The organism is Rhizobium sp. CFBP 13726, from assembly GCF_014841925.1.
Classification (GTDB): Bacteria; Pseudomonadota; Alphaproteobacteria; order Rhizobiales; family Rhizobiaceae; genus Neorhizobium; species Neorhizobium soli.
Window position 1 is genome coordinate 1,204,304 of the sequence record NZ_JACYUU010000002.1, and the last position, 24,091, is coordinate 1,228,394.

20 protein-coding genes are annotated in these 24,091 nt (G+C 60.9%); 3 read left to right on the forward strand and 17 right to left on the reverse strand.

Annotation, left to right across the window (positions count from 1 at the left end; genetic code table 11):
- Positions 1 to 26: 26 nt before the first annotated feature.
- The 4 genes from atpA to IFT66_RS13000 all read right to left on the reverse strand — a co-directional run bounded on the left by atpA (position 27) and on the right by IFT66_RS13000 (position 5,053).
- Positions 27 to 1,556: a F0F1 ATP synthase subunit alpha gene (atpA, locus tag IFT66_RS12985; protein WP_192077825.1), complete on the reverse strand. Its 1,530-nt coding sequence runs from the start codon at positions 1,554 to 1,556 to the stop codon at positions 27 to 29.
- Entirely contained in the window at positions 1,556 to 2,122 is a 567-nt protein-coding gene (locus IFT66_RS12990) for a F0F1 ATP synthase subunit delta (protein WP_113111740.1), read from the reverse strand. The genes atpA and IFT66_RS12990 overlap by 1 nt, the downstream gene beginning before the upstream one ends.
- Positions 2,123 to 2,383: 261 nt before the next feature.
- Positions 2,384 to 2,767 carry an AGROH133_08824 family phage infection protein gene (locus tag IFT66_RS12995; RefSeq protein WP_062462528.1) on the reverse strand — a complete coding sequence of 128 codons (384 nt, stop codon included), beginning with the start codon at positions 2,765 to 2,767 and terminating at the stop codon, positions 2,384 to 2,386.
- Positions 2,768 to 2,833: 66 nt separating this feature from the next.
- Positions 2,834 to 5,053, reverse strand: a complete 2,220-nt coding sequence (locus tag IFT66_RS13000; RefSeq protein WP_192077826.1) for a primosomal protein N' — start codon at positions 5,051 to 5,053, stop codon at positions 2,834 to 2,836.
- Positions 5,054 to 5,201: 148 nt separating this feature from the next.
- Here IFT66_RS13000 and IFT66_RS13005 point away from each other — a divergent pair, with 148 nt between their 5' ends.
- The gene (locus IFT66_RS13005; protein ID WP_207105885.1) at positions 5,202 to 6,200 is read left to right on the forward strand and encodes a hypothetical protein; all 999 of its coding nucleotides are present in this window, start codon (positions 5,202 to 5,204) and stop codon (positions 6,198 to 6,200) included.
- On the opposite strand, the gene IFT66_RS13010 is transcribed toward IFT66_RS13005, so the two are convergent.
- A complete protein-coding gene (locus IFT66_RS13010) occupies positions 6,156 to 7,100 on the reverse strand; it encodes a GNAT family N-acetyltransferase (RefSeq protein ID WP_192077828.1) in 945 nt (314 codons plus the stop codon). The two genes, IFT66_RS13005 and IFT66_RS13010, sit on opposite strands and share 45 nt — an antisense overlap.
- A 139-nt stretch (positions 7,101 to 7,239) precedes the next feature.
- On the opposite strand from IFT66_RS13010, the gene IFT66_RS13015 reads away from it, so the two are divergent.
- Both IFT66_RS13015 and IFT66_RS13020 read left to right on the forward strand, forming a co-directional pair.
- Positions 7,240 to 8,175: a tyrosine recombinase XerC gene (locus tag IFT66_RS13015; protein ID WP_192077829.1), complete on the forward strand. Its 936-nt coding sequence runs from the start codon at positions 7,240 to 7,242 to the stop codon at positions 8,173 to 8,175.
- Between the two features lie 78 nt (positions 8,176 to 8,253).
- The gene (locus IFT66_RS13020; RefSeq protein WP_192077830.1) at positions 8,254 to 9,324 is read left to right on the forward strand and encodes a TraB/GumN family protein; all 1,071 of its coding nucleotides are present in this window, start codon (positions 8,254 to 8,256) and stop codon (positions 9,322 to 9,324) included.
- A gap of 92 nt (positions 9,325 to 9,416) precedes the next feature.
- On the opposite strand, the gene lpdA is transcribed toward IFT66_RS13020, so the two are convergent.
- From lpdA to sdhD, 12 genes are all read right to left on the reverse strand, one after another.
- A complete protein-coding gene (gene lpdA, locus IFT66_RS13025) occupies positions 9,417 to 10,823 on the reverse strand; it encodes a dihydrolipoyl dehydrogenase (RefSeq protein ID WP_192077831.1) in 1,407 nt (468 codons plus the stop codon).
- Between the two features lie 31 nt (positions 10,824 to 10,854).
- Positions 10,855 to 11,268, reverse strand: a complete 414-nt coding sequence (locus IFT66_RS13030) for an MAPEG family protein (protein WP_192077832.1) — start codon at positions 11,266 to 11,268, stop codon at positions 10,855 to 10,857.
- Positions 11,269 to 11,283: 15 nt separating this feature from the next.
- On the reverse strand, positions 11,284 to 12,540 hold the full coding sequence (gene odhB, locus IFT66_RS13035) for a 2-oxoglutarate dehydrogenase complex dihydrolipoyllysine-residue succinyltransferase (RefSeq protein ID WP_192077833.1): 1,257 nt from the start codon (positions 12,538 to 12,540) through the stop codon (positions 11,284 to 11,286).
- Positions 12,541 to 12,601: 61 nt separating this feature from the next.
- A complete protein-coding gene (locus IFT66_RS13040) occupies positions 12,602 to 15,601 on the reverse strand; it encodes a 2-oxoglutarate dehydrogenase E1 component (protein ID WP_062581691.1) in 3,000 nt (999 codons plus the stop codon).
- A gap of 243 nt (positions 15,602 to 15,844) precedes the next feature.
- Positions 15,845 to 16,747, reverse strand: a complete 903-nt coding sequence (gene sucD / locus IFT66_RS13045) for a succinate--CoA ligase subunit alpha (protein WP_174197137.1) — start codon at positions 16,745 to 16,747, stop codon at positions 15,845 to 15,847.
- Between the two features lie 15 nt (positions 16,748 to 16,762).
- On the reverse strand, positions 16,763 to 17,956 hold the full coding sequence (gene sucC / locus IFT66_RS13050) for an ADP-forming succinate--CoA ligase subunit beta (protein ID WP_113111732.1): 1,194 nt from the start codon (positions 17,954 to 17,956) through the stop codon (positions 16,763 to 16,765).
- Between the two features lie 34 nt (positions 17,957 to 17,990).
- Complete coding sequence (mdh, locus tag IFT66_RS13055) at positions 17,991 to 18,953, reverse strand: malate dehydrogenase (protein ID WP_062462492.1); 963 nt, start codon at positions 18,951 to 18,953, stop codon at positions 17,991 to 17,993.
- A 173-nt stretch (positions 18,954 to 19,126) separates the two neighbouring features.
- Complete coding sequence (gene zapE / locus IFT66_RS13060) at positions 19,127 to 20,290, reverse strand: cell division protein ZapE (protein ID WP_062462489.1); 1,164 nt, start codon at positions 20,288 to 20,290, stop codon at positions 19,127 to 19,129.
- Between the two features lie 21 nt (positions 20,291 to 20,311).
- Positions 20,312 to 20,851, reverse strand: coding sequence for a protease inhibitor Inh/omp19 family protein (locus IFT66_RS13065; protein ID WP_062581681.1), 540 nt, complete (start codon positions 20,849 to 20,851; stop codon positions 20,312 to 20,314).
- 201 nt (positions 20,852 to 21,052) lie between these two features.
- On the reverse strand, positions 21,053 to 21,832 hold the full coding sequence (locus IFT66_RS13070) for a succinate dehydrogenase iron-sulfur subunit (RefSeq protein ID WP_062462483.1): 780 nt from the start codon (positions 21,830 to 21,832) through the stop codon (positions 21,053 to 21,055).
- Positions 21,833 to 21,849: 17 nt separating this feature from the next.
- A complete protein-coding gene (gene sdhA / locus IFT66_RS13075) occupies positions 21,850 to 23,703 on the reverse strand; it encodes a succinate dehydrogenase flavoprotein subunit (protein ID WP_113111731.1) in 1,854 nt (617 codons plus the stop codon).
- Between the two features lie 6 nt (positions 23,704 to 23,709).
- The gene (gene sdhD / locus IFT66_RS13080) at positions 23,710 to 24,090 is read right to left on the reverse strand and encodes a succinate dehydrogenase, hydrophobic membrane anchor protein (RefSeq protein ID WP_062462477.1); all 381 of its coding nucleotides are present in this window, start codon (positions 24,088 to 24,090) and stop codon (positions 23,710 to 23,712) included.
- Between the last annotated feature and the right edge of the window lies 1 nt (position 24,091).

Consider the following 24,091-nt stretch of genomic DNA (forward strand, 5'->3'; position numbering starts at 1 on the left):
TTATCGGTCCTCGATCTAGATCCGTTTTAGGCGAAAGACTTGGCGTAGCTGTCGAGAGCTGCCTTGAGCTTTGCCTTCGTGTCGTCGGAAACCTGCTTCTCGCTGCGGATCGTTTCGAGAACCGCCTTGCCTTCGGAACGAAGGTAGGAGAGCAGACCCTGCTCGAACTTTCCGACATCGGAAACCGCGATCTTGTCGAGGTAGCCGTTGACGCCAGCAAAGATCACCGCAACCTGCTCTTCGGTCTTCAGCGGCGAGAACTGCGGCTGCTTCAGAAGTTCGGTCAGGCGTGCACCGCGGTTGAGCAGGCGCTGGGTCGAGGCGTCGAGGTCGGAGCCGAACTGCGCGAACGCAGCCATTTCACGATACTGGGCAAGCTCGCCCTTGATCGAGCCGGCAACCTGCTTCATCGCCTTGATCTGCGCGGCCGAGCCAACGCGGGACACCGACAGACCGACGTTAACGGCCGGACGGATACCCTGGTAGAACAGGTCGGTTTCAAGGAAGATCTGGCCATCGGTGATCGAGATCACGTTGGTCGGAATAAACGCCGAAACGTCGTTACCCTGGGTTTCGATGACAGGCAGAGCCGTCAGCGAACCGGCGCCACGCTCGTCGGAGAGCTTGGCAGCGCGCTCGAGAAGACGCGAGTGCAGATAGAAGACGTCGCCCGGGTAAGCTTCGCGGCCCGGAGGACGACGCAGCAGCAGGGACATCTGACGATATGCAACGGCCTGCTTGGAAAGGTCGTCATAAGCGATCAGCGCGTGCTGACCGTTGTCGCGGAAGTATTCGCCCATCGCGCAACCGGCGAACGGAGCAAGATACTGCATCGGTGCAGCGTCGGATGCCGTCGCAGCGACGATGATCGAGTAAGGCAGTGCGCCGCGTTCTTCGAGAACCTTGACGAACTGGGCAACCGTCGAGCGCTTCTGGCCGATAGCCACGTACACGCAGAACAGCTTGTCGTTTTCCGGGCCGTTCTCGTGAATGGCCTTCTGGTTCAGGAACGCGTCGAGAATGATCGCGGTCTTGCCGGTCTGACGGTCGCCGATGACGAGCTCGCGCTGGCCGCGGCCAACCGGGATCAGAGCATCGATGGCCTTGAGGCCGGTCGACATCGGCTCATGAACCGACTTGCGCGGGATGATACCTGGAGCCTTGACGTCGACGCGCGAACGGCGGGTCGCGTTGATCGGGCCCTTGCCGTCGATCGGGTTGCCGAGCGCGTCAACGACGCGGCCGAGCAGTTCCGGACCGACAGGAACGTCAACGATGGCGCCGGTCCGCTTGACGGTGTCGCCTTCCTTGATGTTACGGTCGGAGCCGAAGATAACCACGCCGACATTGTCGGATTCGAGGTTCAGCGCCATACCGCGGACACCGCCCGGGAACTCGACCATTTCACCAGCCTGGACATTGTCGAGGCCGTAAACGCGAGCGATACCGTCACCGACGGACAGAACCTGGCCGACTTCAGAGACTTCGGCGTCCTGGCCGAAGTTCTTGATCTGGTCCTTGAGAATTGCGGAAATTTCCGCTGCACGGATATCCATCAGCCGACCTCTTTCAATGCAAGCTTAAGGGTGGAAAGTTTGGTGCGAAGGGACGTATCGATCTGACGCGACCCGACCTTGACGATCAGGCCACCGAGGATCGACGGATCGATCGTAACGGCGATTGTCACATCCTTGCCGGTGACGCCCTTCAGCGCCGACTTAAGTTCAGTTTCCTGCGCTGGGGTGAGCGCGTGGGCAGACGTTACCTCTGCGGTAACCTCGCCACGATGCTCGGCAGCGATTTGGCGGAAGCTGCGGATCATGCCCGGAAGCGCAAACAGACGGCGATTTCCGGCAACGACCTTAATGAAGTTCAGAACGGCACCGGAGATGCCAGCCTTTTCGGCAACGGCTGTCACCGCGTTCTGCTGATCGTGGGCGGAAAACACCGGGCTTGCAACCAGACGCCGAAGGTCTTCGCTCTCATCCAGCAACGCCTGAAACCGATCGAGATCGGCGCTGACTTTATCGATGGAACCGGTTTCGAGCGCGAGCTCGAAAAGCGAAGAAGCGTAACGCTCTGCGACACCGGAAATAAGCGGGGACGTGTCAGCCACGGGCACAGTTTCCCTGAATTGCCATCCAAGCGCTGCGCCCTTTTTTAGAGGATCAGCAAGACCTTGAAAATATTTGATTTTTAATCAGAACCAGCGAGGCCTCCACCCCACCCTTTCCGACTTTCGCGGTCCGTCTAGCATAGGATGTAGGGACTCGCAACACGGGAGAGGCGGGAAAACGCCCCTGGGACTAGAGCTTGAGTCGTTTTTATGTCGGACACCGCTGGAATTGACCGCGTCTGAGATGAACACTCTTGATTGGAAAGCTCAGAGATAGCCGAAGACATAGGCGAGCGGGCCGGCTGAAAGGACAACTTGTAGTAGGAAAATCAGCGTGTTTTTCACAGTTGCGCCACGATCGAAAGCAAACGAGACCAGCCTTCCGAATGCCCCCAGACCAAGCACGATGCCGAGCACCATATAGAACCAGTCCTGGGCAAAGATGATCGGCACGACGCCGAGGCCGACATACTGAGCGCCGGCGGCCCGCACGGAACCGTAACCCTCCGGCCGGACATCGCCGACACGGAACGCCGAAAGCCGCAGGCAGGGGCCGGGAAACAGGAGGATGAGGAGCCCGATGAGAGCCGTCGCGGCAGCGCAGACAAACGCCAGCTGCTCGCCGGTCTCGGTGGGGAAATACAGTTCCATGGAATCCTCGAATCGTTCCTGTGCGGCGATTTTATCGAAAGCGGTAAACAACTCGCAAAGATAGGATCAGAGAAAACTCTGCGGATCGATATCGAGCTGGATCTGGACCGTACCACGGACCTTCGGGCCGGCAGACATCATCGCCTTCAGAAAAGCCTGCATGTCGGAATTGCGCCGTCCGTGCACCAGAAGCCGGAATCGATGGCGGCCGCGTACCAGCGCAAGCGGCGCTTCCGCGGGGCCGAGCACGGAAATACCGGTCACCCGCGGCGCGGCAGCCCGCAATCCGCGTGCATGGGTTTCCGCATCGGCCCGCGTATCGGCCGAAACGATCAGCGACGCAAGCCGCCCGAACGGCGGCAGGATCGCCTTTTCGCGCTCCGCAATCTCACGCTCGTAGAAAGCACCCGCATCGCCGGAGACGATCGCCTGCATGACGGGATGCTGCGGCTGGAAGGTCTGGATCAGGCCGTGGCTCTTCAACCCCGTTCGCCCGGCGCGGCCCGTTACCTGGCTCAGCAGCTGGAACGTCCTCTCGGCCGCCCGCGGGTCTCCGTTCGACAGACCGAGATCCGCGTCGACGATACCGACCAACGTCATCAGCGGAAAGTTATGGCCCTTCGCCACCAGCTGCGTGCCGATCACGATATCCACATCGCCCTTGGCGATCGCATCGAGCTCCATCCGCAGCCGCTTGACGCCGCCAAGCAGGTCCGACGACATCACGATCGTGCGCGCTTCCGGAAAATGCTTCTCCACCTCTTCGGCGATCCGCTCCACGCCCGGCCCGCAGGCAACGAGGTGGTCGAACGTGCCGCATTCCGGGCAGGCTTCCGGCGTATGTTCGTGATAGCCGCACTGATGGCACTGGATCTGGTTTCTGAAGCGATGCTCCACCAGCCAGCTCGAACATTGCGGGCACTGGAAGCGGTGGCCGCAGACCCGGCAGAGCGTCAGCGGCGCATAGCCGCGACGGTTGAGAAACAGCAGCGACTGCTCACCGCGCTCGAGCGCCTTCTTCATGCCGCGCAGGAGAATGGGCGAGAGGAACCCGCCGCGCTCCGGCGGATGGCGGCGCATGTCGACGAGATGAAGGTCCGGCAGTGCCGCATCCCCAAAGCGGGTCGGCAGGTGGACCGTCGTGTAGCGGCCCGAGAGCCCGTTGACCTGGCTTTCGACTGAAGGCGTTGCCGACACCAGCACGATCGGGAAATCGCCGATCCGGGCCCGCACCACCGCCATGTCGCGGGCATTGTAGAACACGCGATCTTCCTGCTTGTAGGCAGGGTCGTGCTCTTCGTCGATGACGATCAGCCCGAGATCCTCGAACGGCAGGAACAGAGCCGAACGGGCCCCGGCAACCACCCTCACCTCGCCCGTCACGACGCCGCGCCAGACCTTTTCGCGGATACGGGGGGAAAGATCCGAATGCCATTCGGCAGGCTTTGCCCCGAACCGCTGCTCGAACCGATCGAGAAAACTCGACGTGAGTGCGATTTCCGGCAACAGGATCAGAACCTGCTTGTCTTGTCGGAGCGCCTGGGCGATCGCCTCAAAATACACTTCCGTCTTGCCGGACCCGGTGACGCCATCGATCAGCGAGGCGGCAAATCCGCCAGCGCGGACAGAAGCGACGATCTCTTCGGCCGCGCCTTTCTGAGGTCCCTCGATACGGGGCGCGGTGTAATCCGGGTCAGGCCGTGCCACGACAGGCGGCGGCGGCAGGAAAATCGTGTCGAACACACCCTGCTTGATCAATCCGTCGACGACACTCAGGGACACGCCGGCCGCATGCGCAAGGCCGCTGCGGGTCCAGGGCGCTTCCTGCTCCTTCGCAAGGTCGAGCACCCGGGTTCTGGCCGGTGTCAGTCGCGCCGGCTCGCCGCCGATAAAGCGCAGCCCCTCCACCATCGGTTCCGGATCGAGCGCTGCCGGAGCCCGGATCGCCATGCGGGCCACGAAACCCGGCGGCGACAGCGTGTAGGCCGAGACCCAGTCGACGAAATCGCGCATCTCCTTGGAAAGCGGCGGGCAATCGAAAGCGAGCGTGATCGGCCGCAGCTTCTTCGGGTCGAGCGTGCTGTCGTCTGCGCCATCCCAAACGACGCCGATCATCTGGCGCGGACCGACCGGCACCTGCACCACCGAACCGGGCACAACAGTCAGTCCCTCGGGCACGGCATAGCTATACGGACCCGGCACCGGCAAAGGCACCAGGACCGGCACGACGGCCGCGACGGGCTTATCGAGGAGCGGACCGAACAGGTCGGACGAATCTGTGTCCATGGCGGGACCATGCCCAAAACCGGAACGAAAGGGAACCGCTGTTTGGCGCTCCCCGCCGTTGACGACACACATCGCGGCGTGAAATTTAGGTTGTATCGTAAATAAAAATTAACTATAGGTAGAGTCCTAACCGGAGTGGGGGCTACGGATGTTCTGCAAGTCGATGACGACGCTTGTCGTGCCTGCTATTCTGCTGGCCGGCTGCAATATTCATCCTCTGCCAGAGGATTTCTCCAAGCCGGATACGACCTACCAGATTGTCGCCAAGGTGCGCTGCGAGGCGCGCGATGCCATCCGCGAGATCGCCACGGAGCTACTGCGCGAATACGGATCCCCGGCGGAGAAGCAGCTCTCCGCAGAGCTTCTAGCCGGGACGGTAACCTATGCCGATGCTTTCACACGCCGCTACAGCCCGGACATCAGTCTCTATTTCGACCGCTATGCCAAGTCGTTCATCGCGTACGACTTTCAGCTCAACATGACGGAAATGGACAGCCACGGGTTTTCGTTGGGCCTGCTCAACCCGTTCTCGAACGGCACCCGCAGTCTCGGACTGGGCAGCAGCGTCGATCTGTCCCGCCAGAACAACCGCAGCTTTCGCGTTACGGATGAATTCGCGAAGCTGGCGACTGAGGTCAACGACCTATACTGTGCCCCGAAAGCGAGAGGCGGCAACCTCATCTACCCGATCGTCGGACGGATCGGCTTGAAGGAAACGCTCGAAACATTCGTGTGGCTCAACGAGAAAGGCAATCTCAAAGCCCCGAGCGGCACCGACGTGATCACCATGGCCGATACGCTGGAATTCTCGACCACGCTGAAGGGAAATATCGATCCGAAGATCGAGCTCAACCCGGTGACCTCAGGTGTCACGATATCGAGCCTCGGCATGACGAATTCCGCGTCGCGCATCCACAAGCACCGGCTGCTGTTTGCACTCTCCATGCCGACGCTGACGGAAGAGAAAGAGAAACTGAGACAAAAACCGAAGCCGCAGAAGATGACGCCGACGGCGCCCGCGCGGCCGAGGCAACAGCCTGCGACATCGGCAGTGTCTGCGACCGAAGAGCGGGCGATCAAAGAGCTGGATCGCCAGCAGTATCTACGCCTGAACCGGGGCCTGGAGCGCTTCCTCGAGGACTACTGATTGTGGCGCAAACTGCGCATCGCCGTCGGCTGCGAGAGCGAATACCGTATGCCGCTCCAGCGCCTTGGTGACCTCGACGACGTCACCCTCCAGCTGGTCCGGTTGGATCATGTGTCCGATGGTGAAATCGAACTGGTTGCCCTTCTTGTTGAGGAGTTCATGGAACACCGTCATGTCGCGCAGCTCGGTCGACCATTTGGCAAGCCAGTAGAACAGCCCGGAATTGCGCGCCGTCATGTGGATCGGTAGGATCGGCAGATTGTATTTGCGGGCAAGTCCGACGGCCGAGGTCTTCCACGGGCGTTCGTTCAGCCGGCCATTTTCCCAATAGGCGATGCGGCCGGAGGGGAACAGGATCATGACCTTGCCCTCCTCGACCGCCTTGTTGGTGAGAACCAGGGTCTCGCGTGTCTTGAGTTTGCTCTTGTGATCGTCGCGCCATTCGACGGGAATGATCATCTCGGCGAAACGCGGATTGACCCGCACCGCATCGCGGTTGGCAAACACCATCAGGTCCGGCCGGCGTGATTTCAACAGGTCGAACACGGCGACACCGTCAGCGATGCCGGTCGGATGGTTGCTGACGAGGATGAAACCGCCCTTTTCCGGGATCCGCTCCTCGTTTTTGACCGAAAGCTTCAGCTTCAGATGGTCGCTCAAATATTCGAAACACTGGTAACCGGACTTCGGCGCGATATCGTCGGCGAACTCGATCGCCCGGCCGTAGCGTAGCAGCGTATAGAGAAACGGACGCATGACCGGCCAGAACGGATTGCCGACGATCCGCTTGCCCCGCTCGGCGATCAGGGTATCGACGATGTGGCCCGGACGCCCTTGAGATACGCGTGCGATGGCTTCGGCGACCTGGCCGAAGCTCGTCATGGAATCACGGCGGTCCATTAAAACTCCCTTGAAGCGGGTCCCCACTGGAGCAGGCCCGCATGATATTACGATGGCAGGGTTACCGTGCCCTTAGGGATTCCGTAACGATGCTGGGAGCAATCTGGGGCGGCATGCCACGGAAATCAACGTCGCCCTCATGAACGAACTGCTCATTATCGCTGCCCCCGATCTCCTCGAGAGGCGCCGCGAATGGCTGGAAAGCCTGAGTGGAGAGCGCCGGCTCTCGCCCAACACGCTTGACGCCTATGAGCGCGACACCCGGCAATTCCTGACTTTTCTGACCACGCACCTCGCCGGACCACCGACGATTTCGGACATCCATACGCTGCGTCCGGCAGACTTGAGAAGCTTTCTCGCAGCCCGGCGCCGCGAAGGCTCCGGCGCGCGCTCGCTGGGCCGTCATCTGGCCGGACTGCGCTCGTTCCTGCGGTATCTGGAGCGCAAGGGACTGGTGAATGCCGCAGCAGCCGGTGCCATCCGTGCCCCGCGTCAGCCGAAATCGCTGCCGAAGCCGCTGACCGACACCCAGGCTCTGAACATCGTCACCTCAGAGGCGCAACTGCACGAAGAGCCGTGGATCGCGGCACGCGATGCCGCCATCCTGACGCTGCTTTATGGCTGCGGCCTGCGCATTTCGGAAGCGCTGGGCCTGACGCCCGCCGATGTCGATGCAGGCGCAACCTCGCTTCGCATTCTCGGCAAAGGTGGCAAGATGCGGATCGTGCCGCTTCTTCCGGTCATCCTCGAAGCTGTCGAAACCTATCGGAAACTCTGCCCCTACCATCTCGCCGCCGATGCGCCGATGTTCCGCGGTGCGCGCGGCAAGACACTGCAGCCGGCGATCATCCAGCGCGAGATGCAGAAGCTCAGAAGCGCGTTCAATCTGCCCGACAGCGCGACGCCGCATGCACTGCGTCACTCGTTTGCGACCCATCTTCTCGCCGGTGGTGGCGATCTGCGCACGATCCAGGAACTGCTGGGACATGCCAGCCTTTCCACCACGCAGGTCTATACGGGCGTCGATACGTCGAGACTGCTCGAAGTCTACGACCGCGCCCATCCAAGGGCATGAACCCATCCTTAACCACATCGGTTAAGCCGCTGTTCGAGCAGTCCCGCTAGGGTGAGCCCAACAATTGGGACCGATGACATGATCCGCAGCATTTTCGCCGGCACAATCCTTCAACGCGCCCAGACGGCTGCGCTTTGGTTGCTTGCCGCCCTGCACGTTCTGCTGCTGGCCTCGGTCTGCCTCGTGATCACCTCGCTTGCCGCACGCGCGGAGACGCCGGCCTGCACCGGGCGGGACCTGATCGCGGAGATGAAGGCCAACGATCCGGCCGCCTATCGGCAGGTTGTCGCAGAGGGCGAAAAAATCCCCAACGGCCGCGGCATCTTCTGGAAAATCGAGAAAGCCGGCCTCCCCCCGTCCTACCTTCTCGGCACCATGCATGTGACCGATCCACGCGTTCTGAAAATGCCTGAGGGCGCAGATGCCGCGCGCGAGGAAGCAAAGACTATCGTCGTCGAGTCAGACGAAGTGCTCGACGAGCAGAAGGCAATGGCCGGCATGCTGTCCAAGCCGGAGCTGACGATGTTTACCGATGGCACCTCGATCGAGAGCCTGCTGACGAAGGATGATCTCGCACTTCTCAGCGATGCCCTGAAACAGCGCGGCGTGCCGCTCGCTGCCGTCTCAAGAATGAAGCCCTGGCTGCTGATGGGCCTCGTCTCGATGCCCGCCTGCGAGATGGCCCGCAAGACCCAGAACACCCCTTTCCTCGACAAGCAGCTGGCGCTGGATGCGGCGAAAGCCGGCAAGTCGGTGAAGGGGCTTGAGACCTTTGCCGAGCAGCTTTCGACGTTGGCTGCCATTCCGGTCGATATCCACATGAAGTCGCTGATCGAGGCGATCAAGCTCGGTCCCAAGCTGGACGACGTGTTCGAGACGATGACCGGCCTTTATCTCTCCGGCGACGTAGGCATGACCATCCCCTTCCTCAAGACCGTCGTGCCCGAGGGCGAGGATGATGAAAGCGGTTATGCCGAATTCGAGGAACTGGTGGTGCGCAAGCGCAACCTGCTGATGGCCGAACGCGCGGCACCCATCCTCTCAGAAGGCGGCGCCTTCATCGCCGTCGGCGCACTGCACCTGCCGGGCGATGACGGCCTGGTCGAGCTCTTGCGCAAACAGGGTTTCACAGTCACCGCTGTGAACTGAGCCCTCTGGCGAGGGACGTACGCCCGTCAACCGGACATAAAAAAACCGGCCCTGTTACGAGGCCGGTTTCTTCTGAGCGATATTGTCGCCGATCACATATGGATCGGCTTGGCAAAGGTCGCGAGTGCGGCTTCCTTGACGGCTTCCGACAGGGTCGGATGCGCGTGGCAGGTACGGCCGAGATCTTCGGAGGAGCCGCTGAATTCCATCAGCACGGCAATCTCGTGGATCATGTCGCCGGCGCCGAAGCTGACGATATGGCCGCCGAGAACGCGATCGGTTTCCTTGTCGGCGAGGATCTTGACGAAGCCGTCGGTGGCGAGCATCGCGCGGGCGCGACCGTTCGCCGTGAACGGGAACTTGCCGACCTTGTAGGCGATGCCTGCAGCCTTCAGCTCTTCTTCCGTCCGGCCGACCGATGCCACTTCCGGCTGGGTGTAAACGACAGACGGAATGACGTCGTAATTCACGTGTCCGTGCTGGCCGGAGAGGATTTCTGCGAGCGCGACACCCTCGTCTTCGGCCTTGTGCGCCAGCATCGGGCCCTTCACCACGTCGCCGATCGCGTAGATACCGGCGACATTGGTCTTGTAGCCGCCGTCGATTTCGACACGACCGCGATTGTCGAGCGCAACGCCCGCTTCTTCAAGGCCAAGGCCTGCGGTATACGGCTTGCGGCCCGTCGAGATCAGCACGACATCGGCTTCGAGGCTGACAGCTTCGCCACCCTTGACCGGTTCATAGGTAACCTTGGCGCCGGATGCCGTCTTCTCGACGCCCGTGACCTTGGCTTCGGTGCGGATGTCCATGCCCTGCTTGGCCATCATGCGCTGGAACTGCTTGGAAACGTCTGCATCCATCGAGCCGAGCAGCTTGTCGAGATATTCGATCACGGTGACCTTGGCGCCGAGACGCGACCAGACCGAACCGAGCTCCATGCCGATGACACCGCCGCCGACGACGATCATGTTGGCCGGGACCTTGTCGAGCGTGAGACCGCCTGTCGAGGAGACGATGACCTTCTCGTCGATGTCGACATTGACGCCCGGGATGCCCGCGATGTCGGAGCCGGTGGCGATGACGATGTTCTTCGTCTCGATTTCCTGGACCTTGCCGTCTTCACCGGTCACCGAAACCTTGCCGGCCGAAACGACCTTGCCGGTGCCGATGAAACCGTCGATCTTGTTCTTCTTGAACAGGAAGGCGACGCCGTCGGTGTTCGACTTTACCGTCGCATCCTTGTGGGCCATCATCTTCGAAAGGTTCAGCGTCGGTGCCGGAACCTCGACGCCCAGTTCTTCCACTCCATGCGCCACATGCGCAAACATTTCCGAAGCATGCAGCAGCGCCTTGGACGGAATGCAGCCGATGTTGAGGCAGGTACCGCCGTAGGTGGAGCGCTTTTCGACGACAGCGACCTTGAGGCCGAGCTGGGCCGCCTTGATTGCGCAGACATAGCCGCCCGGGCCGGATCCGATTACGACAACATCATAAGCCATCAGACTATCCTTTTGATTGAGCAGGAGGCGGTCACACGAACAGTGCGATCATCATCAGCGCAAGGCCGACGAGGCTGACCAGCCATACAAGCGAGCGGACATAGGGAATGCCCTTGAGATAAAGTGGAATGTAGACGATACGCGCCACCAGCCAGACCGCGGCCCCGAACAGGCCAAAGCCCGACGAATCCCCTGTGAGGATCATCGCCAGCAGCAGGCCGATAAAGGCGGGATAGGTTTCCTGGTAGTTTCGCGAGGCGCGGGCCGCACGACCGGCCATCACGCTCTGGGGTTCGTTATCGCCGTCCCGCGGACCGGCATTCCATGCCGTGCCGCGATCCTTGGTGGCGAAATTCCCCTGCAGCAGAACATGCACGAGAAGCAGGACGACGCTCAGGCACAGAAGTACCAGAAGATAGGTCGCATTGGCTGAAGCGGCGTCCATTTTGCTCTCCGCAAATTACAGATCGAGAACCAGACGTTCCGGATCTTCGAGGCTTTCCTTGACGCGCACGAGGAAGGTGACCGCCTCCTTGCCATCGACGATGCGGTGATCGTAGGACAGCGCCAGATACATCATCGGACGGATCACGACTTGGCCGCCGATCGCAACCGGACGCTCCTGGATCTTGTGCATGCCGAGGATACCCGACTGCGGCGCGTTGAGGATCGGCGACGACATCAGCGAACCATAAACGCCACCATTGGTGATGGTGAACGTGCCGCCCTGCATGTCGGCCATCGACAGCGTACCGTCACGGGCAGCCTTCGCGAGACGACCGAGTTCCTTTTCGACGCCGGCGATCGAGCGCTGGTCGGCATCGCGGATGACGGGAACAACGAGGCCCTTGTCGGTGCCGACGGCCATGCCGACGTGGCAGTAGTTCTTGTAGATCAGGTCAGTGCCGTCGATCTCGGCGTTGACGGCCGGCAGTTCCTTCAGCGCGTGCGTGACCGCCTTGGTGAAGAAGCCCATGAAGCCCAGCTTCACGCCGTGCTTCTTCTCGAAAACGTCCTTGTATCGGTTGCGAAGGTCCATCACAGCCTTCATGTCCACCTCGTTATAGGTGGTGAGCATGGCGGCGGTGTTCTGCGCATCCTTGAGGCGCTTGGCGATCGTCTGGCGCAGACGCGTCATCTTCACACGCTCTTCGCGCGATGCATCGTCAGCCGACGAAACCGGGCGGGGAGCTGCCGGAACCGAAGCCGGTGCGGCGGGAGCAGCCGGGACCTTGGAAATGGCAGCGATCACATCGCCCTTCAGGACCTGACCGCGCTTGCCCGAACCGTCGACATCCGAGGTGGAGATGTTGTTGTCGGCGGCAACCTTGGCGGCAGCCGGTGCTGGCGGCATGGACGAACCACCAGCAGGCGCTGCGGCGGCAGCAGGTGCCGGGGCAGCAGGTGCAGGTTCGGCTGCTTTCGCCGGAGCGGCTTCCGCCGGCTGTGCAGCAGGAGCGGCAGTGCCGGCAGCAGCGCCGCCGGCCGAGATCTGGCCGAGCAGCGCGTCGAGGCCGACGGTCTCGCCGTTCTGGGCGACGATCTCTGTCAGAACGCCGGATGCTGGAGCTGGGACTTCGACGGTAACCTTGTCGGTTTCCAGTTCGACCAGCGGCTCATCGGCCTTGACCGTGTCGCCGACCTTCTTGAACCAGGTGCCGACGGTTGCCTCGCTGACGGACTCGCCGAGGGTAGGGACGCGGATTTCGGTGGCCATGATCTATTTTCCGTGTTTGTCAGATATCGTTTCGGAGCAATTGGTGGAGACGGCTGAAAAATCAGCCGCCGAGAGCGTCTTCGAGGAAGGCTTCCAGCTGTGCCAGATGCTTGGACATCAGGCCGGTTGCAGGCGATGCTGCCGCCGGACGGCCCGTGTAACGGACGCGCTGATACTTGGCATCGATATGCGCCAGAACCCATTCCAGATACGGATCGATGAACGACCACGACCCCATGTTCTTCGGCTCTTCCTGGCACCAGACCATTTCCGCATTGCGGAAGCGGCTGAGCTCGTTGATGAGCGCCTTGGCCGGGAACGGATAGAGCTGTTCGATGCGCAGCAGGTAGATGTCGTCGATGCCGCGCTTTTCGCGCTCTTCCAGCAGATCGTAATAGACCTTGCCCGAGCACATCACGACGCGACGGATCTTCGCATCCTTCTGCAGCTTGATCGGACCGTCCTTGATCATCTCCGCGTCGTCCCACAGCAGGCGGTGGAACGAGCTTTCGCCTGCCATTTCCGCCAGTGTCGAGGTTGCGCGCTTGTGGCGCAGCAGCGACTTCGGCGTCATCAGGATCAGCGGCTTGCGGAAGTCGCGCTTCACCTGACGGCGCAGGATGTGGAAGTAGTTTGATGGCGTCGTGACGTTTGCGACCTGCATGTTGTCTTCGGCGCACATCTGGAGCCAGCGTTCCAGGCGGGCGGAGGAGTGCTCCGGACCCTGCCCTTCGTAGCCGTGCGGCAGAAGGCAGACGAGACCCGACATGCGAAGCCATTTGCGTTCACCCGACGAGATGAACTGGTCGAACACGACCTGCGCGCCGTTGGCGAAGTCGCCGAACTGGGCTTCCCAGAGCGTCAGCGCGTTTGGACGCGCCAGCGAGTAGCCGTATTCGAACCCGAGCACTGCCTCTTCCGACAGCATCGAGTTGATGACTTCGTACTTGCCCTGGCCAGCCTGAAGATTGGAAAGCGGGATGTAGCGCTCTTCGGTTTCCTGATCGTAGAGAACCGAGTGACGCTGCGAGAACGTGCCGCGTTCGCAATCCTGACCCGAAAGACGGATCTTCGTGCCTTCGACGGTCAGCGAGCCGAACGCCAGCGCTTCCGCCATGGCCCAGTCGATACCTTCACCGGTCTCGATCATCTGCGCACGGTTGTCCATAAAACGCTTGATCGTGCGGTGGGCGTTGAAACCTTCCGGAATGGTCGAAAGCTTGCGACCGATCTCTCTCAGATCCTTGATCGGCATCGCGGTCTTGCCGCGGCGCTGCTCGTCCGCATTGTCGGCGGAGCGAAGACCCGACCACTGGCCGTCAAGCCAGTCGGCCTTGTTGGGCTTGTAGCTCTGGCCGGCCTCGAACTCGGTTTCGAGATTGGCACGCCAGTCGGCCTTCATCTTCTCGAATTCGCCTTCGGTGATGACACCTTCGCCGATCAGACGTTCGGCATAGATCTCCGCCACTGCCTTGTGCGCGCGGATGACCTTGTACATCTTCGGCTGCGTGAACGCAGGCTCGTCGCCTTCGTTATGGCCGAACCGGCGGTAGCAGAACATGTCGACCACGACCGGCTTGTGGAACTTCATACGGTATTCGATGGCGATCTTGGCCGCGTAGACGACCGCTTCCGGATCGTCGCCGTTGACGTGGAAGATCGGTGCCTCGATCATCTTGGCAACATCAGACGGATAAGGCGACGAACGCGAGAAGCCAGGATTGGTGGTAAAGCCGATCTGGTTGTTGATGATGACATGCATCGTGCCGGCCACGCGGTGGCCGCGCAGACCCGACAGGCCGAGAATTTCAGCCGTCACGCCCTGGCCAGCAAAGGCCGCATCGCCGTGCAGAAGCAGCGGCAGAACCTTGGCGCGCTCGGACAGCGGAATGATGTTGTCCTTGTCCCAGACCTTGGTCAACATGTCCTGCTTGGCGCGGGCCTTGCCCATGACGACAGGGTTGACGATTTCGAGGTGAGACGGGTTGGCAGTCAGCGACAGGTGAACCTTGTTGCCGTCAAATTCACGGTCCGACGAGGCACCCAGATGGTACTTCACGTCGCCCGAACCCTCGACTTCGTCGGGCTTGAACGAACCGCCCTTGAACTCGTGGAACACGGCGCGATGCGGCTTGCCGAGGACGTTGGTCAAGACGTTCAGACGACCGCGGTGGGCCATGCCGAGGATGACTTCCTCAAGGCCTTCCTGACCGCCGCGCTTGATGATCTGCTCCAGCGCCGGGATGAGCGACTCGCCGCCATCCAAGCCGAAACGCTTGGTGCCCTTGAAGCGCACGTCGAGGAACTGCTCGTAGCCTTCGGCTTCGACCAGCTTCGAAAGGATCGCCTTCTTGCCTTCAGGCGTGAACGTGACGCCCTTGGCAGGACCTTCGATACGCTCCTGGATCCAGCCCTTTTCCTCGGGGTTGGACATGTGCATGAATTCGACACCGATGGTCGAGCAATAGGTGCGCTCGAGGATCTCGATCATTTCGCGAACGGACGCGTATTCAAGGCCGAGAACGTTGTCGATGAAGATCTTGCGATCGTAATCGCTCTCTTCGAAGCCGTAGGACTTCGGCGACAGCTCGTTGTAATCGTCGACCGGGCTCGCGATCCCGAGCGGATCGAGCTTGGCATGAAGGTGGCCGCGCATGCGGTAGGCACGGATCATCATGATGGCGCGCACGCTGTCGCGGGTCGCCTGCAGAACGTCGGTCTGCTGCACCGGCTGGCCGGTCACTGCAGCGGATGCTTCCGCCTTCGCCTTGACCTTAGTCTCGATCGCCTTTTCGACGATCGGCCAGTTGCCGTCGAGTGCCGAGATCAAATCGCCATTGGCAGGGATCGGCCAGTTCGAACGTTTCCAGGAGGCGCCCTGCGCGGCCTTCCTGACATCTTCGGGGCTGTCTGCCAGCGCCTTGAAAAAGGCCTGCCATTCCTCGGAAAGCGACGTTGGATCACTTTCGTAGCGCCCATAGAGCTGCTCGATATAGGCAGCGTTCGCACCATCGAGGAAAGACGTGATAAGGAACTGTTCGTTGGCTTCTTGCCGTGCCATTGCTTCCCGCGGGCGCCGCGCCCGCCTCCTGACCTGATCGGCACCGGATGAATTGACCGGAAACCGCATTCTCTGACGTATGGCTCGATACCGCTGCGAGCGGCGCCGCTCTTTAGTAGACCTACCTCGGGTAGACCTACCCTTGAGCGACTTACCCGCAGGTCGCATGCAGCAACCCGCGGGTCATTTGATGTCTGGTCCATCGCCGTCTATCTATCGGCGATGGGTGACCTTTATGTGGCGTTAGCCCTTGAGGACTTCAACCAGCGTCGTGCCGAGACGTGCTGGCGAAGGCGAAACCTTGATGCCCGCTGCTTCCATGGCAGCGATCTTGGATTCCGCATCGCCCTTGCCGCCGGAAACGACAGCGCCGGCATGGCCCATGGTGCGGCCCTTCGGAGCGGTCCGGCCGGCGATGAAGCCTGCCATCGGCTTCTTGCGGCCCTTCTTGGCTTCGTCGATCAGGAACTGTGCCGCTTCTTCTTCAGCCGAGCCGCCGATTTCGCCGATCATGATGATCGACTGCGTGGCTTCGTCTGCGAGGAACATTTCCAAGATGTCGATGAACTCGGTGCCCTTGACCGGATCGCCGCCGATGCCGACAGCCGTCGTCTGGCCGAGGCCTTCGTTGGACGTCTGGAACACGGCTTCATAGGTCAGCGTGCCGGAGCGCGACACGATACCGACCGAACCCTTGCGGAAGATCGAGCCCGGCATGATGCCGATCTTGCATTCTTCCGGCGTCAGAACGCCCGGGCAGTTCGGGCCGAGCAGGCGCGAGTTGGAACGGTCGAGGCGAGCCTTGACGCGAACCATGTCCATGACCGGAATGCCTTCGGTGATGCAGGTGATGAACGGGATCTCGGCTTCGATCGCCTCGATGATCGCGTCAGCAGCCCCTGCCGGCGGAACGTAGATCACGGACGCATCGGCGCCGGTCTTTTCCTTGGCTTCGGCGACGGTCGCATAGATCGGCAGGCTTTCGCCCTTCGAACCGGTCCAGGTTTCGCCACCCTTCTTCGGATGGATACCGCCGACCATCTGCGTGCCGTAGTAAGCAAGCGCCTGTTCGGTGTGGAACGTGCCGGTCTTGCCGGTCAGGCCCTGAACCAGGACCTTGGTATTCTTGTTAACGAGAATAGACATTATCAGGTCCCCAAATTAGGCTTTGATCGCCGCGACGATCTTCTTGGCAGCGTCGTCGAGATCGTCAGCAGCCGTGATCGCAAGACCCGATTCGTTGAGGATCTTCTTGCCCAGCTCGACATTGGTGCCTTCGAGGCGCACGACGAGCGGAACTTTGAGGCCGACTTCCTGAACCGCTGCGACAACGCCTTCGGCGATGACGTCGCACTTCATGATGCCGCCGAAGATGTTGACGAGGATGCCCTCGACCTTCGGGTCAGCCGTGATGATCTTGAAGGCAGCCGCGACCTTCTCCTTGCCGGCGCCACCGCCAACGTCGCAGAAGTTTGCAGGCTCTTTGCCGTACAGCTTGATGATGTCCATCGTCGCCATCGCGAGACCGGCACCGTTGACCATGCAGCCGATGTTGCCGTCGAGCGCCACGTAAGCGAGGTCCCACTTGGACGCTTCGATTTCCTTGGCGTCTTCTTCCGACTCGTCGCGCAGCGCCTTGACGTCGTCATGGCGGAAGATCGCGTTGCCGTCGAACGACATCTTGGCATCGAGAACGCGCAGATGATCGTCCTTCATGACGATCAGCGGGTTGATCTCGAGGAGCGCCATGTCCTTCTCGTTGAAGGCCTTGTAGAGCAGCGGGAACAGCGACTTCGCATCTTCCGCAGCAGCACCCGACAGCTCAAGCGCCGAAGAGATCGCAGCGATGTCTGCTTCAGTCACGCCGGCTTCCGGATCGATCGCGATCGTGTGGATCTTCTCGGGCGTGTCGTGAGCGACAGCTTCGATGTCCATGCCGCCTTCGGTCGAAACGACGAAGGCAACGCGACCAACCGAGCGGTCGACGAGCAGCGAGCAGTAGAGTTCGCGGGCAATGTCGGCGCCATCTTCGATATAGAGGCGGTTGACCTGCTTGCCGGCGTCGCCGGTCTGCGCGGTTACCAGCGTGTTGCCGAACATTTCCTTGGCGTGGCTCTTGGCTTCATCGATCGAGAAAGCCAGGCGAACGCCGCCCTTGGCGTCCGGTCCGAGTTCCTTGAACTTGCCCTTGCCGCGGCCACCAGCGTGGATCTGGCTCTTGACCACGTAAAGCGGACCCGGCAGCTGCTTCGCAGCAGCTTCTGCTTCTTCTGCGGAGAAGATTGCAACACCTTCCGCAACCGGTGCGCCATAACCCTTCAGGAGGGCTTTGGCCTGATATTCATGAATGTTCATCGAGGTATCCTTAAATCCGTGCGCCCGAAGGCGATTACTTCAGCGCAGGCGCGATATTGATGCAGGCTTCGCAGAGAGCCGAAACAGCGCCGACCGACTTCTGGAAGGCAGCTTCTTCGTCCTTGTTGAATTCAACTTCGATGATCCGCTCGATACCACCGGCACCGATGATCGTGGGAACGCCGACATACATGTCCTTCACGCCGTACTGGCCGGACAGGTAAGCAGCGGCAGGCAGAACGCGCTTCTTGTCCTTGAGGAAGGATTCGGCCATCTCGATCGCCGAAGCAGCCGGAGCGTAGTAGGCAGAACCGGTCTTCAACAGGCCGACGATTTCTGCGCCACCGTCACGGGTGCGCTGGATGATTTCTTCGAGACGCTCGGCAGTGACCCAGCCCATCTTGACGAGATCGGTCAGCGGAACGCCGCCGACAGTCGAGTAGCGGGCGAGCGGCACCATCGTGTCGCCATGGCCGCCAAGAACGAAGGCCGTGACGTCCTGGACGGAAACGTTGAACTCTTCCGACAGGAACAGGCGGAAGCGAGCCGAGTCGAGCACGCCGGCCATGCCGACGACCATGTTCTTTGGCAGGCCGGAGAACTTCTGCAGCGCCCAGACCATCGCGTCGAGCGGGTTGGTGATGCAGATGACGAATGCGTTCGGGGCATATTTCTTGATGCCGGCGCCGACCTGTTCCATCACCTTCAGGTTGATGCCGAGCAGATCGTCGCGGCTCATGCCGGGCTTGCGGGCAACGCCGGCCGTGACGATGCAGACGTCAGCGCCTTCGATGGCGGAATAGTCGCTAGCACCGGAAAGCTTGGCGTTGAAGCCTTCGACGGGACCGGACTGGGCAATATCGAGGCCCTTGCCCTGCGGGATGCCGTCGGCAATGTCGAAAAGGACGATGTCGCCCAGCTCCTTCAGGCTGGCAAGATGTGCCAGCGTGCCACCGATCATGCCCGAACCAATAAGTGCAATTTTCTTGCGCGCCATCGAAAAGCTTCCTCTCAAGACTTTACCTGCGTCAAGTCATAGCAGGTTCACGTGCGGCGCCACCGATAGCGCCATATCGGAAAAATCGCAATCGATTATTTCGGAGTGATATTTTTCAATCGGTTAGATATCAATTACCTTACGTAAACGTAAGAACTTCTGTCATGAAAGTGTCAGGCTTCTTGACGCTTTGCGTTGTGCAGAGCGAGGTAATCGGCGCTCCGCATCTCCCAGAGACGGGAGATTGTTCGATCGAACTCGAACCCCTCGGTGCCGCGCTTCTCCAACAAAAGCTGATCCGGTTCGCTCGCGGCGGAGACGTAGAGTCTGACCGAATGGTCGTAGAACGCATCGACGAGATTGATGAAGCGCTTGGTTGCGTTGCGCTTTTCGGGTCCGAGCTGCGGGACGTGCTCAATGAAGACAGCGTCAAAGCGATCGGCGATCGCCAGATAGTCCGACGCGCCTAGCGGTTTTTCACACAAGTCCGAAAAGCTGAACCGTGCAGCCCGGCCGGACGCCAGCGGCACTTTGATGGTGCGACCTTTCATCGGCAACTCGACAGGGCTCGCCTTCTCGCCGTCGATCACCTGATGCCAGGTGTTTTCGATCGCGAGATCCGCTTGGGGGCTGAGAGGCGTCACATAGACGGGCAGGCTCGCCAGCTTCTGCATCCGGTAGTCGGTTGGCGAGTCCAGCGTGACGACATCCACGTAGCGGCCGAGCAACGCGATGAACGGCGTGAACAGACCGCGGTTGAGGCCATCCCTGTAAAGATCGTCGGGGGCTACGTTCGATGTCGCGACGAGAACGCATCCAAGGCCGAACAATTCCGTGAACAGACGTGCAAGGATCATGGCATCGGTGATATCGGTCACCGAGAATTCGTCGAAGCAGAGAAGTTCCGCTTCTGCGAACAGGGCCGCAGCGATCGGCGGCACCGGATCTGCCTGTTTCGTCTCTCCGCGTTTCAGCTTTTGACGGTGCTCGTGGATACGTCCATGCACGTCGGCCATGAATTCGTGAAAGTGCAGACGCCGCTTTTTTGCGATGGATGCCTTCTTGAAGAACATGTCCATCAGCATGGTCTTGCCGCGACCGACGCTGCCATGCACATAAAGTCCGCGGATTTCCCGCGGCTTGCCACCACCGCGGGCAAACAGCCAGCCGAGAGCACTCGTCTTCTTGGCTGGCTTCGTGTCTCTGAAGCATTTGAGAATGTGGTCGAGCTTGGCGGCCACCTGCATCTGCGCAGTGTCCGGAGTCAGCACCCCGGACGCCGCCAGTGCCTTCAGCTCTTCACCGACGCTCGATGTGTAGTCCGGGATCGGCTCCACCCTGCCGCCTCCGCAGACCGTTTACCGGCTGAGACCGAGAGGCTGGCCCGAATTGGTGGTGCCGTCGAAACGGGTATCGCCGCTCTTGTAGACGCGGCCGATGACGTCGCCGGCGCGGTTCTTGAACTGAACCATCTTGCCCGACACTTCCCACGAACCCATCGTCGTCAGTTCGCCGGAGCAGCCACGGGTGCCGCCGCGCGATCCGCTGCCGAGATTGGTCAGCGTCAGGAACATGTCGCAGGACGAGCCGCCATTGGCAACGCGCCAGTTGCCGACCATCTGCTGCTTGGTAATATCAAGAGCATTGGCAGGAGCCGCAGCATTCGGATCGACGGATGCCATCTGCTGGCCACCCTGAGGCGCCGTCGGATATTGGGCTGCACCACCCGGAGGTGGAAGCTGGCCGCCCTGCACACCCTGAACAGGCTGTGCCTGAAGCGGCGCGGGCCGGGACGGCTGTGCTGGCAGATCAGCATAAGAGGAGGTATTGGACGTCCGCTGGCAACCGGCAAGAGCCAGCGCAAGAACAACGCCTGTCGCCACATATCTGAACTGCATCACAAAACTCCTGCTTTCAGCCGCATCTCTGCATGGAACTGATCCATTCAATTGAGACGGAATTACCGTAAAAGGACTTAGTTAATCAAGTCATACCGGCGCTATTTGGCGAAGGCACGACAACTGTCACGATTACGCGAGCTGTTTTAATCTAAAAATCCCGACCGTGCGTCTGCAGGGTCGGGATACTGTAAGGTTTTACTAGACGCGGCGCTCGACCATCATCTTCTTGATTTCGGCAATCGCCTTGGCAGGGTTCAGACCCTTCGGGCAGGTCTGCGCGCAGTTCATGATCGTGTGGCAGCGATAGAGCCGGAACGGATCCTCGAGGTTGTCGAGGCGCTCGCCCTTGGCTTCGTCTCTGGAGTCGATCAGCCAGCGATAGGCCTGAAGCAGAACAGCCGGACCGAGATAGCGGTCGCCGTTCCACCAGTAGCTGGGACAGGATGCCGAGCAGCAGGCGCAGAGAATGCACTCGTAGAGACCGTCGAGTTTCTGACGGTCGTCGTGGCTCTGCTTCCATTCCTTGGCAGGCGTCGGCGAGACGGTCTTCAGCCAGGGCTCGATCGAGCGGTGCTGGGCGTAGAAGTTTGTCAGATCCGGAACCAGGTCCTTGACCACAGGCATATGCGGCAGCGGATAGACTTTGACCGTTCCCTTCACGTCATCCATGCCCTTGGTGCAGGCAAGCGTGTTGGTGCCGTCGATGTTCATCGCGCAGGAACCGCAAATGCCTTCGCGGCACGAACGGCGCAGTGTCAGCGTCGGGTCGATATTGTTCTTGATGTAGAGAAGACCATCGAGAACCATCGGGCCGCAATCGTCGATATCGATGTAGAACGTATCGATGCGCGGGTTCTGGCCGTCATCCGGGCTCCAGCGGTAGACGCGGTATTCCCGGACGTTCGTGGCACCATCCGGCTTTGGCCAGACCTTGCCTTCGGTCATCTGGGAATTCTTGGGCAGAGCGAGTTCAACCATGTTCCAGTTTCCTCAGATCAATACACGCGCGCTTTCGGCTCGATCTTGTAAGGATCGATGCCGTCGGCGATCAGGTCCGTGTGGACCGGGCGATAGTCGAGCTTCACGTCGCCCGCGTCGTTGACCCAGGCAAGCGTATGCTTGCGCCAGGTCACGTCGTCGCGGCCGGAAAACGCGCCGTCCGTATAGTCCTCGCGTGCGTGAGAACCGCGGCTTTCCTTGCGCGCTTCGGCGCCGTAGACCGTGGTGATCGCGTTCGCCATCAGGTTATGCAGTTCGAGCGTTTCGACGAGATCCGAGTTCCAGATCATCGAATGGTCGGTGACCTTCACGTCGCGCATTTCGCCCCAGATCGCCGACATGCGCTTGCAACCGGATTCGAGCGATTCCTGGGTGCGGAACACGGCGGCATCATCCTGCATGGTGCGCTGCATCTTGTCGCGCAGGATCGCCGTCGGCGTGGAGCCGCTGGCGTGGCGCAGGCTGTCGAAGCGGTCCATGATCTTGTCGCAGGCGGCCGTGTTCAATGCCGGGATCGGTCCGACGCGGTCGATCACCTGGCCGGCGCGGATGGCGGCGGCACGACCGAACACGACGAGATCGATCAGCGAGTTGGAGCCGAGACGGTTTGCACCGTGCACCGACGCGCAACCGGCTTCACCCACGGCCATCAGGCCAGGCAGGATGCGTTCCGGATTGTTGCTGTCGGCATTCAGCACCTCACCCCAGTAATTGGTGGGAATGCCGCCCATGTTGTAATGCACGGTCGGCAGAACAGGGATCGGCTCGCGCGTCACGTCGACGCCCGCAAAGATCTTGGCGCTTTCGGAAATGCCGGGAAGGCGTTCGTGCAGGACGGCCGGATCGAGATGGTCGAGATGCAGGAAGATGTGGTCCTTGTTCTTGCCGACGCCGCGACCTTCGCGGATTTCGAGCGTCATGCAACGCGAGACCACGTCACGGGAGGCGAGATCCTTGGCGGATGGCGCATAGCGCTCCATGAAGCGTTCGCCCTCGGAATTCACGAGGTAGCCGCCTTCGCCGCGTGCACCCTCGGTGATGAGACAGCCCGAACCATAGATGCCGGTCGGGTGGAACTGGACAAATTCCATGTCCTGAAGAGGCATGCCGGCACGCGCCACCATGCCGCCACCGTCGCCGGTGCAGGTATGGGCAGAGGTTGCCGAGAAATAGGCGCGGCCGTAACCGCCGGTCGCCAGAACCACCATCTTGGCAGTAAAGCGATGGATCGTGCCGTCGTCGAGGTTCCAGGCAACGACGCCTGTGCAGCGACCATCATCCGACATGATCAGGTCGAGCGCGAAATACTCGATGAAGAATTCCGCGTTGTGCTTCAGCGACTGGCCGTAGAGCGTGTGCAGGATGGCGTGGCCGGTGCGGTCAGCGGCAGCGCAGGTGCGCTGCACCGGCGGGCCTGCACCGAAATTCTGCATGTGGCCGCCGAACGGGCGCTGGTAGATCTTGCCTTCTTCGTTGCGCGAGAAAGGCACGCCGTAATGTTCGAGTTCGTAAACGGCTTTGGGTGCTTCCATGACCATGTACTGCATGGCGTCAACGTCGCCAAGCCAGTCGGAACCCTTGACGGTGTCATAGAGATGCCACTGCCACGAATCGGGCGTCATGTTCTGCAGCGAGGCGGCAATGCCGCCCTGCGCTGCGACCGTGTGCGAACGGGTCGGGAAGACCTTGGTGATGCAGGCCGTCTTGAAGCCCTGTTCGGCCATGCCGAGCGTGGCGCGCAATCCTGCACCGCCGGCACCCACGACGATCACGTCGTAGGAATGGTCGACATAGGTATAGGCCTTGCCGGTCTGAGAGGCGCCTGAAGCGATGGGGGTGACGGATGCCATGACGGATTATCCTACGAAAGCGATCTTCAGAACGGCGAACAGACAAAGCCCGGCGATCAGGATCGAGAAGAATGTGTTGAGCATGACGAACAGGACCTTCGCGAACTCGCTGTGCACGTAGTCCTCGATGATGACCTGCATGCCGAGCTTCATGTGGATGATGCCCGAGATCACGACAAGGCCCATGACAACAGCGACGAACGGGTTCGACAGCGCCTCGACCACTTCGGCAAACGGCTTGCCGGCATAGATGATCATGAAGATCACGAAAAAGGTCATCAACGGCACGTTGGCGACGGCGGTCATCCGCTGACGCCAGAAATGTTCCGTGCCGTCTTTGGCGGAGCCCAGTCCGCGGACCTTACCGAGCGGGGTGCGCATATCCATG

Excerpts from the sequence above, each read along its gene's own strand:
- sucD (WP_174197137.1), bottom strand. The coding sequence starts at position 16,747 with ATGTCTATTCTCGTTAACAAGAATACCAAGGTCCTGGTTCAGGGCCTG.
- IFT66_RS13030 (WP_192077832.1), bottom strand. The coding sequence starts at position 11,268 with ATGGACGCCGCTTCAGCCAATGCGACCTATCTTCTGGTACTTCTGTGC.
- sdhD (WP_062462477.1), bottom strand. The coding sequence starts at position 24,090 with ATGGATATGCGCACCCCGCTCGGTAAGGTCCGCGGACTGGGCTCCGCC.
- IFT66_RS13070 (WP_062462483.1), bottom strand. The coding sequence starts at position 21,832 with ATGGTTGAACTCGCTCTGCCCAAGAATTCCCAGATGACCGAAGGCAAG.
- IFT66_RS13065 (WP_062581681.1), bottom strand. The coding sequence starts at position 20,851 with ATGCAGTTCAGATATGTGGCGACAGGCGTTGTTCTTGCGCTGGCTCTT.
- sdhA (WP_113111731.1), bottom strand. The coding sequence starts at position 23,703 with ATGGCATCCGTCACCCCCATCGCTTCAGGCGCCTCTCAGACCGGCAAG.
- mdh (WP_062462492.1), bottom strand. The coding sequence starts at position 18,953 with ATGGCGCGCAAGAAAATTGCACTTATTGGTTCGGGCATGATCGGTGGC.
- IFT66_RS13000 (WP_192077826.1), bottom strand. The coding sequence starts at position 5,053 with ATGGACACAGATTCGTCCGACCTGTTCGGTCCGCTCCTCGATAAGCCC.
- IFT66_RS13010 (WP_192077828.1), bottom strand. The coding sequence starts at position 7,100 with ATGGACCGCCGTGATTCCATGACGAGCTTCGGCCAGGTCGCCGAAGCC.
- odhB (WP_192077833.1), bottom strand. The coding sequence starts at position 12,540 with ATGGCCACCGAAATCCGCGTCCCTACCCTCGGCGAGTCCGTCAGCGAG.
- sucC (WP_113111732.1), bottom strand. The coding sequence starts at position 17,956 with ATGAACATTCATGAATATCAGGCCAAAGCCCTCCTGAAGGGTTATGGC.
- atpA (WP_192077825.1), bottom strand. The coding sequence starts at position 1,556 with ATGGATATCCGTGCAGCGGAAATTTCCGCAATTCTCAAGGACCAGATC.
- IFT66_RS13040 (WP_062581691.1), bottom strand. The coding sequence starts at position 15,601 with ATGGCACGGCAAGAAGCCAACGAACAGTTCCTTATCACGTCTTTCCTC.
- IFT66_RS13020 (WP_192077830.1), top strand. The coding sequence starts at position 8,254 with ATGATCCGCAGCATTTTCGCCGGCACAATCCTTCAACGCGCCCAGACG.
- IFT66_RS12995 (WP_062462528.1), bottom strand. The coding sequence starts at position 2,767 with ATGGAACTGTATTTCCCCACCGAGACCGGCGAGCAGCTGGCGTTTGTC.
- IFT66_RS13015 (WP_192077829.1), top strand. The coding sequence starts at position 7,240 with ATGAACGAACTGCTCATTATCGCTGCCCCCGATCTCCTCGAGAGGCGC.
- IFT66_RS13005 (WP_207105885.1), top strand. The coding sequence starts at position 5,202 with ATGTTCTGCAAGTCGATGACGACGCTTGTCGTGCCTGCTATTCTGCTG.
- lpdA (WP_192077831.1), bottom strand. The coding sequence starts at position 10,823 with ATGGCTTATGATGTTGTCGTAATCGGATCCGGCCCGGGCGGCTATGTC.